Annotated in this window: 14 protein-coding genes; 9 read left to right on the top strand and 5 right to left on the bottom strand. The window is 28.0% G+C overall.

The genetic code is table 11. From position 1 onward, the window contains the following. The first annotated feature begins 55 nt into the window (after positions 1-55). From murJ to rseP, 9 genes are read left to right on the top strand one after another with little or no spacing between them, the layout of a single operon-like run. The gene (gene murJ, locus CVOLT_RS03195; RefSeq protein ID WP_039665402.1) at positions 56-1,513 is read left to right on the top strand and encodes a murein biosynthesis integral membrane protein MurJ; all 1,458 of its coding nucleotides are present in this window, start codon (positions 56-58) and stop codon (positions 1,511-1,513) included. Next, entirely contained in the window at positions 1,510-2,892 is a 1,383-nt protein-coding gene (gene cysS, locus CVOLT_RS03190; RefSeq protein ID WP_039665401.1) for a cysteine--tRNA ligase, read from the top strand. The genes murJ and cysS overlap by 4 nt, the downstream gene beginning before the upstream one ends. Further along, positions 2,885-4,648 (top strand): ABC transporter ATP-binding protein, encoded by a 1,764-nt coding sequence (locus tag CVOLT_RS03185; RefSeq protein WP_039665400.1) that lies wholly within the window; start codon positions 2,885-2,887, stop codon positions 4,646-4,648. The genes cysS and CVOLT_RS03185 overlap by 8 nt, the downstream gene beginning before the upstream one ends. Before the next feature lie 54 nt (positions 4,649-4,702). Then, entirely contained in the window at positions 4,703-5,761 is a 1,059-nt protein-coding gene (locus CVOLT_RS03180; RefSeq protein WP_039666256.1) for a quinone-dependent dihydroorotate dehydrogenase, read from the top strand. Then, positions 5,758-7,008 (top strand): M16 family metallopeptidase, encoded by a 1,251-nt coding sequence (locus CVOLT_RS03175; protein ID WP_039665399.1) that lies wholly within the window; start codon positions 5,758-5,760, stop codon positions 7,006-7,008. The genes CVOLT_RS03180 and CVOLT_RS03175 overlap by 4 nt, the downstream gene beginning before the upstream one ends. Further along, positions 7,001-7,897: a 4-hydroxy-tetrahydrodipicolinate synthase gene (gene dapA / locus CVOLT_RS03170; RefSeq protein ID WP_039665398.1), complete on the top strand. Its 897-nt coding sequence runs from the start codon at positions 7,001-7,003 to the stop codon at positions 7,895-7,897. Before CVOLT_RS03175 ends, dapA begins: the two co-directional genes overlap by 8 nt. Then, positions 7,897-8,676: an enoyl-ACP reductase gene (locus tag CVOLT_RS03165; protein ID WP_039665397.1), complete on the top strand. Its 780-nt coding sequence runs from the start codon at positions 7,897-7,899 to the stop codon at positions 8,674-8,676. Before dapA ends, CVOLT_RS03165 begins: the two co-directional genes overlap by 1 nt. A 48-nt stretch (positions 8,677-8,724) precedes the next feature. Next, positions 8,725-9,264 (top strand): CDP-diacylglycerol--glycerol-3-phosphate 3-phosphatidyltransferase, encoded by a 540-nt coding sequence (gene pgsA, locus CVOLT_RS03160; protein ID WP_039665396.1) that lies wholly within the window; start codon positions 8,725-8,727, stop codon positions 9,262-9,264. Beyond that, complete coding sequence (gene rseP / locus CVOLT_RS03155; RefSeq protein WP_039665395.1) at positions 9,261-10,367, top strand: RIP metalloprotease RseP; 1,107 nt, start codon at positions 9,261-9,263, stop codon at positions 10,365-10,367. The genes pgsA and rseP overlap by 4 nt, the downstream gene beginning before the upstream one ends. Here rseP and CVOLT_RS03150 read toward each other — a convergent pair. The 5 genes from CVOLT_RS03150 to tyrS are packed head-to-tail and all read right to left on the bottom strand — an operon-like array spanning position 10,364 to position 17,330. Further along, entirely contained in the window at positions 10,364-11,188 is an 825-nt protein-coding gene (locus CVOLT_RS03150) for an inverse autotransporter beta-barrel domain-containing protein (protein ID WP_039665394.1), read from the bottom strand. The two genes, rseP and CVOLT_RS03150, sit on opposite strands and share 4 nt — an antisense overlap. Positions 11,189-11,244: 56 nt before the next feature. Beyond that, positions 11,245-13,083, bottom strand: a complete 1,839-nt coding sequence (gene mnmC / locus CVOLT_RS03145; RefSeq protein WP_039665393.1) for a bifunctional tRNA (5-methylaminomethyl-2-thiouridine)(34)-methyltransferase MnmC2/FAD-dependent 5-carboxymethylaminomethyl-2-thiouridine(34) oxidoreductase MnmC1 — start codon at positions 13,081-13,083, stop codon at positions 11,245-11,247. After that, the gene (locus CVOLT_RS03140) at positions 13,080-15,038 is read right to left on the bottom strand and encodes an N-acetylmuramoyl-L-alanine amidase family protein (RefSeq protein WP_039665392.1); all 1,959 of its coding nucleotides are present in this window, start codon (positions 15,036-15,038) and stop codon (positions 13,080-13,082) included. Before CVOLT_RS03140 ends, mnmC begins: the two co-directional genes overlap by 4 nt. After that, positions 15,031-16,128: a nitronate monooxygenase gene (locus CVOLT_RS03135; protein WP_039665391.1), complete on the bottom strand. Its 1,098-nt coding sequence runs from the start codon at positions 16,126-16,128 to the stop codon at positions 15,031-15,033. The genes CVOLT_RS03140 and CVOLT_RS03135 overlap by 8 nt, the downstream gene beginning before the upstream one ends. Beyond that, on the bottom strand, positions 16,128-17,330 hold the full coding sequence (gene tyrS / locus CVOLT_RS03130) for a tyrosine--tRNA ligase (protein WP_039665390.1): 1,203 nt from the start codon (positions 17,328-17,330) through the stop codon (positions 16,128-16,130). Before tyrS ends, CVOLT_RS03135 begins: the two co-directional genes overlap by 1 nt. Between the last annotated feature and the right edge of the window lie 2 nt (positions 17,331-17,332).

Below are 17,332 nucleotides of genomic sequence, written 5' to 3'. Positions count from 1 at the left end.
TTATTTATATAAAAATTTTACAATATACAAGATAACATTTAAAGAATAAAAATCAATGAAAAAAAATATTATTTTTAAAAATTTTATTATCAATTCTTTTGGAATTTTATTTTCAAGAGTATTAGGTGTTTTAAGAGATATTATCTTAGCTTTATACTTAGGTGCTGGCGTATATAGTGATATTTTTTTTGTAGCTCTTAAAATGCCGGCATTTTTTAGAAGAATTTTTGCAGAAGGTGCTTTTGGGCAAGCATTCTTGCCAAGTTTTTTAAAAGCTAGCAAAAAAGGTGCTTTTTGTCTTAATGTCTTGGCTCAATTTAGCATCATTGTTTTTTTACTTTGTGTATTAGTTAGTTTTTTTTCTACTTTTTTTACAAAAATATTTGCTTTTGGATTTAACCAAGAAACTATATTATTAGCCGCTCCTTTGGTTTCGATTAATTTTTGGTATTTATTTTTTATATTTTTAGTCACTTTTTTGGGTGCTTTGTTAAATTACAAGCAAAAGTTTTTCATCACTTCTTTTTCTGCTTCTTTTTTTAATCTTTTTGTAGTTATAGCTGGATTTTTTGTCAGCAAAGAAGAGCCATTAAAAGCTTTGTATTATTTTTCTTATGCAACTGTTTTAAGCGGAGTTGCTCAACTTATATGGCATATAATTGCTTTAAAAAATACTAAAATTTTAAAAAGTATGTTTTTTAGTATTAAATTTGAAAGAACAAAAGCAAAACTTGATAAATTTCACTCTACTTTTATGCATGGACTTTTAGGTTCTTCTGCAAATCAACTTAGCTCCTTACTTGATACTACTATTGCAAGTTTTTTAATGGCAGGAAGTATTTCGTATTTGTATTATTCCAATAGAGTTTTTCAGCTTCCTTTGGCCTTATTTGCAATAGCTTTAAGCCAAGTAAGCTTTCCTAAAATTTTAAAACACTTAAAAGCAAATGAAGAAAATAAAGCCTTGATATTTATGCAAAAAGCCTTAGAATATTTAAGTATATTGCTGATCTTAGCCACCATTGTAGGAATAATTTTAGCCAAAGAAATTGTTGAATTTTTATTCCAACGAGGAAATTTTAACGAACAAGATACTATCATTACTGCATTGTTGTTACAAGCTTATCTTTTAGGATTATTACCATTTGGTTTGCAAAAATTATTTTCTTTGTGGTTATATGCAAAATTTAAACAAAAAACAGCTGCTATTATTGCTTTTAAAACTTTATTTATATCAGCTTTTTTTAGCATAGTTATTATCTTACTTATAAAAGAAGATGAATATAAAAGTTTGGGTATAGCCTTAGCATCTTCTATCAGTGCTTTTTATCTACTTTTTGCAAATATAAAAGAATTTGGTTTTAAAAATCTTTTGGCTATACTTAGGATTAAATTTTGGGTGTTAAGCTTTATCTTTTTAAGTTTTTTTGCTTTTGTGCTATATGAAAGTAAAAGTGTTTTGATAAAATTTTTGATTTATTGTTATCATTTTTTTAAAGGTTTATTTTTATGATCTTGTTTGATAGTGTCCAAAAGAAAAAATGCCAATTTGTTCCTAAAGAAAAAAATAAAGTATATATTTATTTATGCGGACCTACTGTGTATGATGATGCACATTTAGGACATGCTAGAAGTAGTGTTTGTTTTGATTTATTACAAAGAGTGTTGATAGCTAATGATTATGAAGTGATTTTTACAAGAAATTACACAGATATTGATGATAAAATTTTAAAAAAAATGCAAGAAAGTAAAAAAAGCTTAGAAGAAATTACAAATTTTTATATCCAAAGTTATGAAAATGATATGCAAGCTTTAAACATCCTAGAGCCAAACTACAAACCAAAAGCTACAGCTTATATTAAAGAAATGATTGATTATATTCAAAATTTGTTAGATAAAGATTTTGCATATAAACTTGATGATGGAATTTATTTTGATACAAGCAAAGATAAAAAATATTTTTGCATATCAAATAGAAATTTAGAAGATACAAAGTCTCGTTTAGAGGAAAATAATACTAAAAAAAATCCAAGTGATTTTGTATTATGGAAATTTGATGAAAAATTTTATCCTGCTATTTTTGGCACTGGTAGGCCTGGATGGCACACAGAATGTGTTGTAATGATAGAAAGTATTTACAAAGATAAATTAGACATCCATGCTGGCGGAATGGATCTTCTTTTTCCTCATCATGAAAATGAAGCAAGTCAATGTCGTTGTAAAAATAATTATGAATTAGCAAATTTTTGGCTTCATAATGGTTTTGTACAAATTAATGGCGAAAAAATGAGTAAAAGCTTGGGTAATAGCTTTTTTTTAAAAGATTCTTTAAAAATATTTTGCGCAGAAGCAATTAGATTTTATCTACTAAGTTCTCATTATAGGGCTAATTTTAATTATTCTTTAGAAGATTTAAAAAGTTCTAAAAAAAGACTTGATAAATTTTATCGTTTGAAAAAACGCTTAAATTTAAATGCCTTTGATGATTTAAAACCTAAATTTAAAAATCCAATCACCAAAAGCATTATAGAATCTTTAAATGATGATTTAAACAGCTCTAAAGCCTTAGCTCTTATGGATGAATTTATTAATGAATGCAATAATTATTTAGATAAAAATCCAAAAGATAAAACATATAAGGATTTAAGTAGCGAAATTTTGCACGAGCTTGGTTTTATTTTTGGCATAGGAAAAATAGACACTATAAAATATTTTCAATTTGGCATTAGCAAAGAAGAATGTGAAAAAATAGAAAAACAAATTATTTTGCGCAATGAAGCCAAACAAGCAAAAAACTATGCCTTAGCTGATCAAATCCGCGATGATTTAGCCAAAGAAAATATTTTATTAATGGATACGCCAAATGGCGTTGTATGGGAAAAAAATGAATAAAAATTATAAAGAAATGAAGCTCAAAGAAGTTTTGAGTCGTTTTAAGCCTTATTATAAAGAATATTGGTTTTATTTCGCATTAGCTATTTTAGGAATGCTTTTAGCTAGTGGAGGAACTGCTGCTAGTGCTTATATTATAGAGCCTATTTTAAATAAAATTTTCATAGAAAAAAATATTGATTTGCTTTATTATATGCCACTTTTTGTAATAGTGATTTATTTTTTAAAAAATCTTGGAACTTATATGCAAACTTATTATATTTCCTATGTTGGTATGGATATATTAAGAAGATTAAGAGAACTTGTTTTAAATAATATTTTGCGTTTAGATATGAATTTTTTTCAAAAACACAAAAGTGGGGAGCTAATTAGCAGATGTACTTCAGATATTGGTGCTTTGCAAAATATAGTCTCTACTATCATTCCAGAAATTTTACGAGAAAGCATTTCAACCATAGGACTTTTAAGTGTAGTAATTTATCAAAGTCCAAAATTAGCTTTTTTTGCCTTAATTGTGCTTCCACTTGCCATCATACCTCTTGCAATTTTTGCCAAAAAGATTAAAAAAATAGGTCGTAATACTCAAGAAAAAAATTCAGATTTAATTGCTAGACTTAGTGAAATTTTTTCTAATATAGAACTCATAAAAGCTTCTAATGCCAACAACAATGAAATGCAAAAATTTAGCAAAAGCAATGATGAAGTTTGCAAATTTTCCCTACGAGGAATTAGGATAGAAGCTCTTAGTAGTCCTTTTATGGAAACTATGGGATCAATTGGAGTTGCAATTGTAATTATCGTTGGTGGAAAAGAAGTCATAGAAGGCAATTTAACCATTGGTGCATTTTTTAGCTTTTTAACTGCACTATTTTTAGCTTACACCCCTATTAAAAGACTCTCATCTTTATTTACAAGGTTGCAAATTGCAGTTGCAGCAAGTGAGAGAACTTTTTATCTACTAGATTTAGAACCAAAAATCAAAGGTGGCAATCATATCATCAATGAAAACATTCAAAATATAAGTTTTAAAAATGTCTCTTTGAGCTATTATGAAGATAAATTAGTTTTAAAAGATATTAATTTTTCTTTTGATAAAGGAGAAATTTTAGCTTTAGTTGGATCAAGTGGCGGAGGAAAATCTTCAATTATTAATCTTTTGATGTATTTTTATGAAAAAAATAGCGGAGAAATTTTAATCAATCAAAAAGACATAAGTGAGTTTGATATAACAAGCTTAAGAGAGCATATTTCTTTAGTGACTCAAAATATTTATATTTTTAACGATACCATTGCTCAAAATATAGCTTATGCAAAAGAATACAACGAAGAAAGAATTATAGAAGTATTAAAACAAGCTAATGCTTATGAATTTGTTCAAGATCTTGGAGGAATTCATATGTTATTACAAGAGCATGGTAAAAATTTATCAGGTGGACAAAAACAACGCATAGCTATTGCAAGAGCTTTGTATAAAAACCCACAAATTTTAATTTTTGATGAAGCTACTTCAGCTTTAGATAATGAAAGTGAAAAAGCTATAGTAAAAACCATTGAAGAATTAAAACATAATCATTTAATACTTATTATCGCTCATAGGCTAAGCACCATAGAAAATGCTGATAAAATAGCTGTGCTTGATAAAGGCAAAATTGCTGCAATTGGTAATGATGCTTATTTAATGCAAAATTGTGAAATTTATAAAAAACTCAAACAAAAAGTCCAAAAGAATGAAAAAAACTCCACAAAAGAAAACTAAAGATTATAAAATTTTAGGTAAAATAATGTTAATTACATTTGCGAGGATACAATGATAAGTTATGAAAATATAAAACCATTGCTTTATAAACTTGATCCAGAAACAGCCCATGGCGTGGTTGAATTTAGTATGCGTGGAATTGATTGTATCTTTCCAGGGGCTATGAGTTTTTTTGCAAAAGATTGTATTTACAACAATGAGATACTTCATCAAAAAATTTTTAATCTAAATTTTTACAACCCTGTGGGTTTAGCAGGTGGTTTTGATAAAAACGCTACGATGATTAGGCCTTTAAGTGCTTTAGGATTTGGATTTTTAGAATATGGCACCTTTACACCAAAAGCCCAAAAAGGCAATGAAAAACCAAGGCTTTTTAGATTAATTGAACAAGAAAGCATACAAAATGCAATGGGTTTTAATAATAAAGGTAAAGATTATATTGCTCAAAAAGTTAAAAAAGTATATCCTTTTAATATTCCATTAATCGCAAATATAGGAAAAAATAAACACACTTCAAACGATGATGCTATCAATGATTATCTAATTTTGATAAAAGATTTTAAAGACTTATGTGATATGTTTGTCATTAATATATCATCGCCAAATACTAAAAATTTAAGAGATTTACAAAGTGAAAATTTCATCAATACTCTTTTTACTCAAGCAAAAGAACTTACTGCTAAACCTATTATATTAAAAATTGCTCCTGATATGGATATGGATAGTGCTATATCACTTTGCAAAAGCGCAATTGCTGCAAAAGCAGATGCTATCATAATGGCAAATACTAGTATTGATTATTCTTTGATTGATAATATGCGTAATTTTGGCGGAATTAGCGGGAAATTAATCACGCAAAAAAGTGCTACATTTTTTAAAGAAGTGGCAAAAGAAATTTATAAAGATACCATCTTAATAGCTTGTGGTGGTATTGATAGTGCTGAACTTGCCTATGAGCGTATTAAAAATGGAGCTAGTTTAGTCCAAATTTATACAGCTTTAATTTTTAAAGGACCAATGATAGTAAAAGAAATCAATAAAAATTTAGCAGAACTTTTAAAACAAGATGGTTTTCATCATATTTCTCAAGCTATAGGGGTTAATTTTAAATGATAGAATATAAAAAAATTACTCTTGAAAATCAATTAGAAATTTATGCTTTTCCTGTCAATAAAAAAAGCGGGGTAATTAGTGTAGATATTTTTTATAAAGTTGGCTCAAGAAATGAAAAAATGGGAAAAAGCGGTATAGCTCATATGCTTGAGCATTTAAATTTCAAAAGCACTAAAAATTTAAAGGCTGGAGAATTCGATGAAATCATCAAAGGCTTTGGTGGGATAGACAATGCTAGTACGGGCTTTGATTATACACATTATTATATAAAATGTTCTAATGAAAATTTAGAAAAATCTTTATGGCTTTTTGCCGAATTAATGGAAAATTTAAATTTAAAAGATGAAGAATTTCAACCTGAAAGAGATGTAGTTTTAGAAGAAAGAAGATGGAGAACAGACAATAATCCTTTAGGATATTTATATTTTAATCTATACAATCATGCTTTTTTACATCATCCATATCACTGGACCCCTATAGGTTTTTTTAGCGATATTCAAAATTGGACTATAGAAGATATAAAAGAATTTCATCAGCAATTTTACCAACCTAAAAATGCTATTTTATTAGTCAGTGGAGATATTAACGAAGAAGAAGTTTTTAAACTTGCAAAAAAATATTTTTCCCATATAAAAAATACTAAAAATATTCCATTGGTTTTTGAAAAAGAACCTATGCAAAATGGAGCCAAACGAATCATTTTACACAAAGAAAGTGATGCAGAACTTTTAGCTCTTGCTTTTAAAATTCCACCTTTTAATCATAAAGATATGCCAAAACTTTGTGCGCTAAGTGAGCTTTTAGGAAACGGAAAAAGCTCTTTGATTAGTGAAATTTTAATTGATAAATTAAGCTTGATCAATGAATTTTATGCTTATGCTAGTGAAAATATTGATGAAAATTTATTTATTTTTATTTGCGTTTGTAATGAAGGTATTAAAGCTATAGATGTAGAAAAAGAACTTTGGAGAATTTTAAACGATGTTAAAAATTCTAAATTTGATGATGGAGTAATGGAAAAAATTAAAAATAATGTTAAAAGTGATTTTATTTTTTCACTAAATAATGCTACTTCAGTGGCAAATACCTATGGATCTTATCTTGCAAAAGGGGATTTAAAACCTTTGCTTGATTATGAGAAAAATATTAATTTACTCACTAAAGAAGATTTAGTTCAATGTGCTAAAAAATATTTCATAGAAAATATCTCCACAACCATCATTTTAAAAAAGGAAGAAAATGGATAAAAATGTCATTATAGGCGCAATGACTGCGTTGATTACACCCTTTAAAAATGGAAAATTAGATGAGCAAACTTATCATAAGCTTATAAAAAGACAAATAAACAATGGAATTGATGCTGTAGTTCCTGTTGGAACAACTGGAGAAAGCGCAACACTAACTCATGAAGAACACAGAATTTGCATAGAAATAGCTTTAGATGCTTGCAAAGGAAGCAATGTTAAGGTTTTAGCAGGAGCTGGATCTAATGCTACTCACGAAGCAGTAGATTTAGCCAAATTCGCAAGAGATAACGGCGCAGATGGAATTTTAAGTGTAACTCCTTATTATAATAAACCAACTCAAGAAGGCTTGTATCTTCATTATAAAGAAATAGCTAAAAATGTTGATATTCCTATTCTTTTGTATAATGTGCCAGGTAGAACTGGATGTGAGTTACAAACTGAAACTATAATAAAATTATTTAGAGATTGTGAAAATATCTATGGAGTAAAAGAAGCTAGTGGAAGCATCGATAAATGTGTTGATTTATTAGCGCATGAACCAAAAATGATGCTTTTAAGCGGGGAAGATGCTATTAACTATCCTATACTTTCTAATGGCGGAAAAGGAGTGATTTCAGTAACTTCAAATTTACTTCCTGATATGATTTCAAAACTTACCCATTTAGCTTTAGATGAAAAATTTACAGAAGCTAAAAAAATTAATGATGAGTTGTATAATATCAATAAAATTTTATTTTGCGAAAGCAATCCTATACCTATTAAAGCAGCTATGTATATAGCAGGTTTAATTCCTACTTTAGAGTATCGCTTACCACTTTGTAAGCCTAGTGATTGCAATTTAGCAAAAATAGAAACAATAATGAAAAACTACAATATAAAAGGATTTTAATGGATAATTTTTTTAAAAACAAAACTTTAGTAATTAGCGGTGGAACAAGAGGTATTGGTAAGGCTATAGTGTATGAATTTGCCAAAGCTGGGGCAAATGTAGCATTTACTTATAACTCAAATGCTAATTTAGCTCAAGAGATAGTTCAAGATTTGGAAAACAATTACAAAATCAAAGCAAAAGCTTATGAATTTAATATACTTGAACCAGAAACTTATAAAGAATTATTTGAAAAAATTGATGTTGATTTTGATAGAATCGATTTTTTCATTTCAAATGCTATCATTTCAGGTCGTGCAGTAGTTGGTGGATATACTAAATTTATGAAATTAAAACCTAGAGGAATTAACAATATCTTTACAGCTACAGTAAATGCTTTTGTAGTTGGAGCTCAAGAAGCAGCCAAAAGAATGGAAAAAGTTGGCGGTGGAAGCATTCTTTCTATCTCATCAACTGGAAATTTAGTTCATATAGAAAATTATGCAGGTCATGGAACCGCAAAAGCAGCAGTAGAAGCTATGGCAAGATATGCTGCAACTGAACTTGGCGCTAAAAATATCCGTGTTAATGTGGTTAGTGGTGGACCTATTGATACAGATGCATTAAAAGCTTTTACAAATTATGAAGAAGTGAAAAATGCAACAATCAATCTTAGTCCATTAAATCGTATCGGAGAACCTCAAGATCTTGCAGGAGCATGTTTATTTTTATGCTCTAATAAAGCAAATTGGATCACAGGTCATACCTTGATAGTCGATGGTGGTACCACTTTTAAATGATAAGTCCTTTTTTTACTAAAGGACTTTTAAAAAAGGTTGTAAATATTAATGAATTTACCTAACATTCTAGCTATTGTAAGAATACTACTTGCACCGCTTTTATTTTTTTTACTCATTACAAAATTTGAAAATATCCATCAAACTTGGATAAATTATTTTGCTTGTGTGATATTTAGTATAGCAGCTTTGACTGATTTTTTTGATGGATATATAGCAAGAATGTGGAATCAAACAACTAAATTTGGTTCTATCATAGATCCGCTTGCTGATAAAATGTTAATGCTTGCTGCTTTTTTAGGATTATTATTAACCCAAAGGGCCGATCCTTGGATGATTTATATTATTTTAGTAAGAGAATTTTTTATCACAGGTTTTAGAGTAATCATGATAAGCGAACAATTTGATGTAAGTGCTTCTTTTGCTGGTAAAGTCAAAACCGCTTTTCAAATCATAGCTATAATGTTTTTAATCATGCAATGGCCATTTGCAAATATATTGCTTTTTATAGCGCTTTTACTAACGCTTTATTCTGGTTTTGAATATATATTAGCCTATTATAAACATAGTCAAAAAAAGGAAAAAATTTGAAATCGTATTTGTTTTTATTTATTATTTTAGCAATTGGTTTTAAATTTTATTCTTTTAATTTTTTAATCACACTTTTTATTATATCTTTTTTGATTTTTTTTCACGAATTGGGACATTTTTTAGCTGCTAAACATATGAAAGTTGATGTAGAAATTTTTAGCATAGGTTTTGGTAAGGCTATTTTTTCTAAAACTTATAAAAATACACAATATCGCTTATCAGCACTTCCTTTTGGAGGATATGTAAAACTCAAAGGTCAAGATGATTTAAACCCAAGCCAAAAAAATTATGAACAAAATAGCTATACAATCCTTAGTCCTTTAAAAAAAATATATATATTATTTGCAGGACCTTTTTTTAATTTTATCTTAGCTTTTTTTCTATACATCATTATAGCCTTTCTTGGTGTACAAAAATTAGCTCCTATCATAGGAAATATTGCTCCAGATTCAGCAGCTAGTAAAGCAAATTTACAAGTTGGAGATAAAATCATTTCTATTGATGGGGTAAAAATTACAAATTTTGAACAAATATCTAAATTAGTCCATACAAAAGAAATATCAATAGTCATAGACAGAAATAAAGAACTTATAAATATCAAACTAATACCACAAATTGCTCAAGGATATAATGAGTTTTATCAAAAAGTCCAAAAGCCACTAATAGGCATAGCACCAAAAAACGAATTTACAACCATTTACCATCAAGGAATTTCTAGTATTTCATATGCTTTTAATGAAAGCTTAGAAGCATCTTTGCTTATATTTAAAGGCTTGGCAAAGATTATTAGTGGAGAATTAGACGCTAAAAATATGGGTGGAATTATCACCATGGTAGATGTAACTTCTAAAGCAGCTAATAGTGGGTTAGTTGTGTTATTTTTAATTACAGCTTTAATATCTATCAATCTTGGAGTATTAAATTTATTACCCATTCCAGCTTTAGATGGCGGACATATACTTTTTAATCTTTATGAGTTAATTTTCAAAAAAGAAGTTCCAAAAGTATGCTTTGAATATCTTAGTTATTTTGGAATGGCTTTACTTTTAACATTGATGGTGTTTGTTACCTATAACGATATTATGCGTTTTATGAATAATTAATAACTTCTAGTAGCAAAACCATATCTTTTAAAATCGGTAATATTACTTTTTTGATACCATCCTTGATAGAGCTGTTTGATCAAATTTTGCTCATAACTTAGTTTGATCTTTACCCACATCGAAGTTTGATCTTTTGCTATTTGTTCATCTTGATAATTTACAGACAAATCTATCAAAGAAAACGGGGAATAAGTAATATTGTATTGTTTTTGAGTTTCTTTTATATTTGTATTGATATTTACTATTTTAAAATAAGGCACATCAATGACAACTCCAAGTTCTGTACTATCATCACTATTGTTTTCTTGCACATCATAACGATTTGCATAAGCTTTGAAAAAATCACTAAATTGCACTTCTGTTCCAAAACTTTTCTTTGCACTAGCTTCGCTATATTGATCATTAAAAACATTAAAACCTAATTTAAATTGATCAAAATCATAACGATTAATAAGTCCTAAAGAATAAGCATGTTCATCTTGACTAAATCTTGCTTGTTTTTCTAATAATAAAGTCGAATTTTCATAATCTAGTAAAGTATTAATACTTTTAATGCTTATATTTAAAGCATTATAATCCACATTAGACTCAGTTGTGTCATTAGAGCTTAAATTTAAAACATTCCCTAAAGATTTTGAAGCAAAAGTATTTAAATCTGTTGTTTCTTGTTTATATTCTTTAGGTTTTTGAAAAAAAACTTGTTTTGAAACTTCTTTATTTTCTTTTTTTAAACTTATATTTTCATCCACATTTAAACTATCTTCCAAATTTGTGCCAAAAGATATACCAAACATTACACAACAAGCTAATATTTTCTTCATTTTTCACCATTATTGAAATATTTTTTATAATATAATATTTTAAAATTAATATTGTTTTATCTTAAGCCCTTTTTTAGCTTTCTAATTAAAAATCTAGCAGGATGTAAAGCATATAAAAAATCTTTTTCTATTCTAGGCTCATTAAAAATTAAAGAACAAATCACCCTAGAAGCAATGATTGAACTCGCAAATGCTCTTGAACCATGAGCTATGGAAAAAAATAATGGCACAAAAGCATTAGGTTGAATTTGTTTTTTATTTTTTTGCCATAATAAAGCTTGGTAATGTTTTTTATAAAATTGTTCATCATAAGCTTGTCCCACAATAGCAAATCTATCACTTGAATAAGATCTAAAACCTACCTTAGATCCTATGATTTTTAAATCATCTTTAGAATTTAAAAATTCTTTGATATTGTTTAAATTTTGCATATCATCTTCTATTTGACTTTGTGGATTTTGATTTAATCTATCATAACTTGCACCAATTAGCTGCATATCTAACCTTGTATTAACAGGGCAAATATAAGCTTTTGATGAAAGTGCATAAGGTGTATTTAAAAAAGGTTTTAAATGAGTGCATTGTCCTCTTACCTTGCTTAAATTAAGATGAGAATAATCAATAAAATCTTTAACATCAGCTCCTTGAGCATAAATTAACACATCATATTGAGCGTAAATTGGAGTGTTTTTAAAATTTAAGATAAATTGATCATTTTCATAAATATAATCAACAAATTCATGATTTAAAAAAATTCTAGCATTGCTTTTTTCAAATAGCTTTTTTACCACTTCTTTAGGCTCAATACACATACCATCTTTTAAAAATGCTTTATTATTTTCTATATAAAATAAAACATTATCTTTTTGAGAAACAAATCTTTCTTGCATTAAATCATTATGAGCAAATTCATAAACCCCATTAGGCATTAACTTTAAAATTTGCTGATAAAATCTACTAGCTTCTATAAAAGCATATTGAGAAAAATCTCCTAATAAAACATTTGGTTTTAAAATTAAAGAGCTTAAAATACCATTAATATTTCCAGAAGCTCCTTTTGCTATATCATCTTCTTTTTCAAAAACATCTACTTCGCAATTTCTTAAACTCAACTCATAAGCTAAACTTGCTCCAGCTATACCAGCACCTATAATCGCAATTTTTTTTACTTTTTTATCCAAAGAAGGAGTGTTAAAATAAGCTTGCGTATCATCAAATTCATAGCCATCAAAAATAGCTTGAATCATCTCTCTTTTTTTAAATCCTTTGATTTTTTTAACAATAAAATTATATTTTTCTAAAGATTTTTTTAGCAAACTAGCAGCAGAAAAAGTTAAAATTTTTGCTCCAATTTTAGAATTTTTTGCCACATATTGCATAATAGTTTCATCAAACATATCTTGATTTTTAGAAGGTGCAAAACCATCTAGATACCAAATATCAGCTTGAAAATTCATTTGTTTTAATTTTTCACTAGCTTGACCAAAAACTAAATCCAAAAAACATCCGTTAAAATAAAACCTGTAAATTCCATCTTTACAAGGTGGATAATAAGCTAAAAATTGCTCTAGTTCAATTTTAAATTCTTCATAAAATCCTAAATTTTTATAAATTTGTCTTAATTTTTCTTTTTCTATATAAAAATTTTCAAAACTTACATAAAAAAGTTTTTGATTGGTTTGTTTTTGCTCTAAAAATCGACGCAAGGTGAGAAAAAAATTTAAACCTATACCAAATCCTAATTCTGCGATAATAGTTTGATTTGTATTAAATTCAAAAGCTTGAGTATAAATAAATTTACTCTCATTTAATCCATCATTAGAATTAAAATAATAATCTTGAAAATCCAAAGAAAAAGAAGAATTTTCTTTTATAATGATATTAGCTTGTTTCATTGATTTTTATAAAAATAACTCTCAATTCCATTAGCTATACCAATAGCTAAAAGATCTTGGAAATTTCTATTTACAAGTCTTGCCCTTTCACTTGGATGGCTTATATAGCCTATTTCTATCAAAATTGCTGGCATTTGTGCTCCAACTAAAACCCAAAAAGGAGCTTCCCTAACACCACCATCAACAACTTTGTATTTTTTTCTAACATTACTTAAAATACTTTTTTGAACATCAATAGCAAGTTTATTTGAAGCTACAATTTTTTCACGATTTAAAAAATTTAAAAAAGTTTGTTTTGAAAAATAATTCATTTCCTCAAAATCTGATTGATTTTCTAGTTCTGCTGCTTTTTTACTTCTTTCGCTTCTTGCAGGAGATAAAAAGAAAGTTTCTATACCCTGTAAAGTTTTAGCTCTTTGTTTGTTTGGAGCTGCATTAGCATGGATTGAGATAAATAAATCTGCCATTTTATCATTTGCCATAGAAGTTCTATCTCTTAAATTGATAAATTTATCCGTGCTTCTAGTATAATAAATTTTATATCCTCTTTTTTTGAGCTCATTACCAAGTTTTAAAGCCACGCTTAAAACAACATCTTTTTCCTTGACACCTTTATCACCTAAGGTTCCAGGATCTTTACCACCATGACCTGCATCTATTACTATGACTTTTCCTGATTTTTTAATAGTTTTTTTTGTTGATGGATTAGAATTTTTTTTAGCAACTGTAGTATTTTTTGTAAATCCTATAAACAATTCATCATCATCTAAATCTAAATTAGTTTTAAATTCCTTAGATGAAGTAAGCACTACCCGTATGGTTTTTTTATCATATTGAACGAGAGTGATGGATTGGTTATTATTGATATCAAATTTTTTTCTATCACCTTCTAAAATTGCTTCAAAACTAACAATAGATCGATATACTTTGCCATCTTTGAAAGAATTTATTTTAATATCATCTAAATCTATATCATTATCTAATTTTAAATTGATACCATTTTTATTTTTACTTGATTTTAAAACATATAAAGGATCTTCTTTTTCTTTTACAACTGCCTTTTTAGGGGTATCTTTTGATGGTAATGCTTGTGTTTTTTCTTTTTTTTCTTCATCAATCCCCATAAAAAGAGTATTATCATTTAGTTCTATTTTTACCTTTAATTCTTTTTTAGATATTAAAACCAAACGCATCGCTTGAGGATTAAATTGAGAAACTATAATATCAAATTCTTTAAATTTAAAATTTTGCTTAGCTCCTTTTAATACACCATTAAAATCAGCAACATAGCGAAAATTTTCACCTTTTAATGTGAAATTTTTAATATCTTTTTGGTTGATTTTTCTATTTAAATTTAACAAAACTCCATTATCTAGTTTTTTCATATCTAAAATAAAAAGCTCTGTTTGAGGCGAGTTATCTTCTTTTTTATCTTCTTTTTTATCTTCTTTTTTATCTTCTTTTTTATCTTCTTTTTTATCTTCTTTTTTATCTTCTTTTTTATCTTCTTTTTTATCTTGTGTTTTATCTTGTGTTTTATCTTGTGTTTTATCTTGTGTTTTATCTTGTGTTTTATCTTGTGTTTTATCTTGTGTTTTTGGTTGAGAGATGATATTTTCTTGTTTTTTGATCTTTTGATCTTCAATAACACTCAATGCATTTTTTAATTTTAAAATTTCATCTTCTTTTACACCACCATCTATTAACTCTTGAACATAAGCTTTATCATCAAATCCTAAAAAATTAGAACTAATAATCAAACGCTTTAAAATTTCTTTTTTTTCTTCTTCATTATCATTGATAACACTTTGTATATATAAAGACTTTAATTGCTGATGAAGTTGCAACTTCTCTTCAGGATTAGAAGTTAAAAAAACTTGATCAAATTTTTTAACTTCTGCATTTGCAAATACATTTACAAAAAATAGTATTAAAACTAAAAATATCTTAAGCATCTTCACCATAAACTAATTTTTTCATCAATTCTTCAACACTGATTAATTTATCTAATTTATAACCATTTGCACCAGTAAAAAATAATCCAGTTTCTTTTTTACCGCTCCAAGCATCATATAATCTATCTGCTATACAATAACCCACTTTAGTAGCCTCTTTTCCTCTACCACAAGGCGCAACACAATTGCTAATACAATTAATTTTTGGCCCCATTCTTTTATCTACTAAATTTAAAAGATTAGTTCTCACACCTCTTGCAGGATACCCCACAGGAGATTTTAAAAGCTCTATATCTTCTTCTTTACAACCCAGTAAAACTTGTTTAAATTCATCGCTTGCATCACATTCAAAAGTTCCTAAAAATCTAGTTCCCATTTGAACTCCACTTGCCCCTAGAGACATCATTTTTTCTATATCTTTTTTATCCCAAATTCCACCTGCTGCGATCAAAGGAATATCACCCCAATTTTTTATCTCGGCTGCAACTTGAGGCACAACATTTTCTAATTGATATTCCTCCATTAAACATTGTTCATATGTAAAACCTTGATGGCCCCCACTTTTTGGGCCCTCAACCACAACAGCATCAGGCAAACGATTATATCTACTTTGCCATCTTTTACAGATAATTTTTAAAGCTTTAGCTGAAGATACTATAGGCACTAAAGCCACATCAGGATAATCTTGCGTAAATTCAGGTAAATTTGTAGGAAGCCCTGCTCCAGAAACTATCACATTAAAGCCAAGCTCACAAGCATTTCTAGCAATTTGAGCATAATTATTACTCGCATATAAAATATTACACCCCAAAGGCGCATCTGCACATACTTTTCTAGCATTATCAATTAAAGCTTTTAAGCCTTCTTTAGAATAAAAATTATCACTACCATAAGGTTTTGCATTTAATTCTTTACTAATGTGTGTTCTATTTTCATAATACCCAGTCCCAACTGAAGAGATGATTCCTAAACCACCATTTAAAGAAACTGCTGAAGCTAATCTATCCCAGCTTATTCCTAATCCCATTCCACCTTGAAAAATAGGATATTTTATTTCATGTTTTCCAATTTTTAGAGCTTTAAAACTCATTATATCACCTTTATCTTAGCAAATTTTCTTTTTCCAACTTGTAATATATATTCACCTTGTTCTAAATGATACTGTTCATCTTGTATCTTTTGTCCATTAACACTCACTGCATTAGAATTAATCAATCTTCTAGCAGCAGAAGTAGAATTTTCCATTTGACATTCCACTATTGCCTTTGCTAGCCAAATTTTACCTTGCAAAGTAAATTCTTGTATGTCACTTGGCAGTTCTTTGTTACTATGAATTTTATCAAATTCTTCTTTTGCACTTAAAGCATCGTTTTGGCTATGAAAACGAGCAGTAATTTCTAAAGCTAAATTTTCTTTAGCTTTTTTAGGATGTAATCTTCCTTCGTTAATGTCTATTTTTATTTGTTCAATCTCGCTTAAACTTTTTTGACTTAAAAGCTCATAATATCTAAACATCAATTCATCGCTAATGCTTAAAATTTTAGCATACATATCTTTAGCTTCTTCTGTAACACCAATATAATTACCCAAACTTTTACTCATTTTATTAACACCATCTAATCCTTCTAGTAAAGGCATCATGATCACGGCTTGTTCTTTAGAAGTGTTATAAGTTCTTTGCAATTGTCTTCCCATTAAAAGATTAAATTTTTGATCCGTTCCGCCCATTTCAATATCACTTTTTAAAACAACACTATCATATCCTTGCAAAAGAGGATATAAAAATTCACAAATTGAAATCGGACTTTGTTCTTTAAAACGCTTGGTAAAATCATCTCTTTCGAGCATTCTAGCTACACTAAAAGTTGAAGTTAGCTCCACTATACCAGCAGCACCAAGCTCATTTAGCCATTTAGAATTAAAATGAATTTGCGTTTTATTTGGATCTAAAATTTTAAAAACTTGCTCTTCATAGGTTTTTGCGTTTTTTAAAACTTCTTCTTTATCAAGCTTTTTTCTTGTTACACTTTTACCTGTAGGATCTCCTATTTGGGCTGTAAAATCTCCTATTAAAAACTGCACAATTGCCCCATGCTTTTGCAAAAATGCCATCTTGCTTAATACAACAGTATGACCTAAATGCAAATCTGCAGCCGTAGGATCAAACCCTGCTTTAATGAAAAAATTTTCACCTTTTTCATAGTAATTTTTTATCAATTGTGAAAGCTTTTCTTCATCAATAATTTCTGCCACACCTCTTTTAACTTCTTGCAAAATTTCATCAAAATTCATAA

The organism is Campylobacter volucris, from assembly GCF_008245045.1.
Taxonomy (GTDB): Bacteria; Campylobacterota; Campylobacteria; order Campylobacterales; family Campylobacteraceae; genus Campylobacter_D; species Campylobacter_D volucris.
The sequence above is the reverse complement of the archived record's forward strand: the minus strand, read 5'-3'. Positions and strand labels throughout refer to the sequence as shown.

Bases quoted from the DNA above. Each gene is read 5' to 3' on its own strand.
- murJ (WP_039665402.1), top strand. From the start codon at position 56: ATGAAAAAAAATATTATTTTTAAAAATTTTATTATCAATTCTTTTGGA.
- cysS (WP_039665401.1), top strand. From the start codon at position 1,510: ATGATCTTGTTTGATAGTGTCCAAAAGAAAAAATGCCAATTTGTTCCT.
- CVOLT_RS03185 (WP_039665400.1), top strand. From the start codon at position 2,885: ATGAATAAAAATTATAAAGAAATGAAGCTCAAAGAAGTTTTGAGTCGT.
- CVOLT_RS03175 (WP_039665399.1), top strand. From the start codon at position 5,758: ATGATAGAATATAAAAAAATTACTCTTGAAAATCAATTAGAAATTTAT.
- dapA (WP_039665398.1), top strand. From the start codon at position 7,001: ATGGATAAAAATGTCATTATAGGCGCAATGACTGCGTTGATTACACCC.
- CVOLT_RS03165 (WP_039665397.1), top strand. From the start codon at position 7,897: ATGGATAATTTTTTTAAAAACAAAACTTTAGTAATTAGCGGTGGAACA.
- pgsA (WP_039665396.1), top strand. From the start codon at position 8,725: ATGAATTTACCTAACATTCTAGCTATTGTAAGAATACTACTTGCACCG.
- CVOLT_RS03150 (WP_039665394.1), bottom strand. From the start codon at position 11,188: ATGAAGAAAATATTAGCTTGTTGTGTAATGTTTGGTATATCTTTTGGC.
- mnmC (WP_039665393.1), bottom strand. From the start codon at position 13,083: ATGAAACAAGCTAATATCATTATAAAAGAAAATTCTTCTTTTTCTTTG.
- CVOLT_RS03140 (WP_039665392.1), bottom strand. From the start codon at position 15,038: ATGCTTAAGATATTTTTAGTTTTAATACTATTTTTTGTAAATGTATTT.
- CVOLT_RS03135 (WP_039665391.1), bottom strand. From the start codon at position 16,128: ATGAGTTTTAAAGCTCTAAAAATTGGAAAACATGAAATAAAATATCCT.
- tyrS (WP_039665390.1), bottom strand. From the start codon at position 17,330: ATGAATTTTGATGAAATTTTGCAAGAAGTTAAAAGAGGTGTGGCAGAA.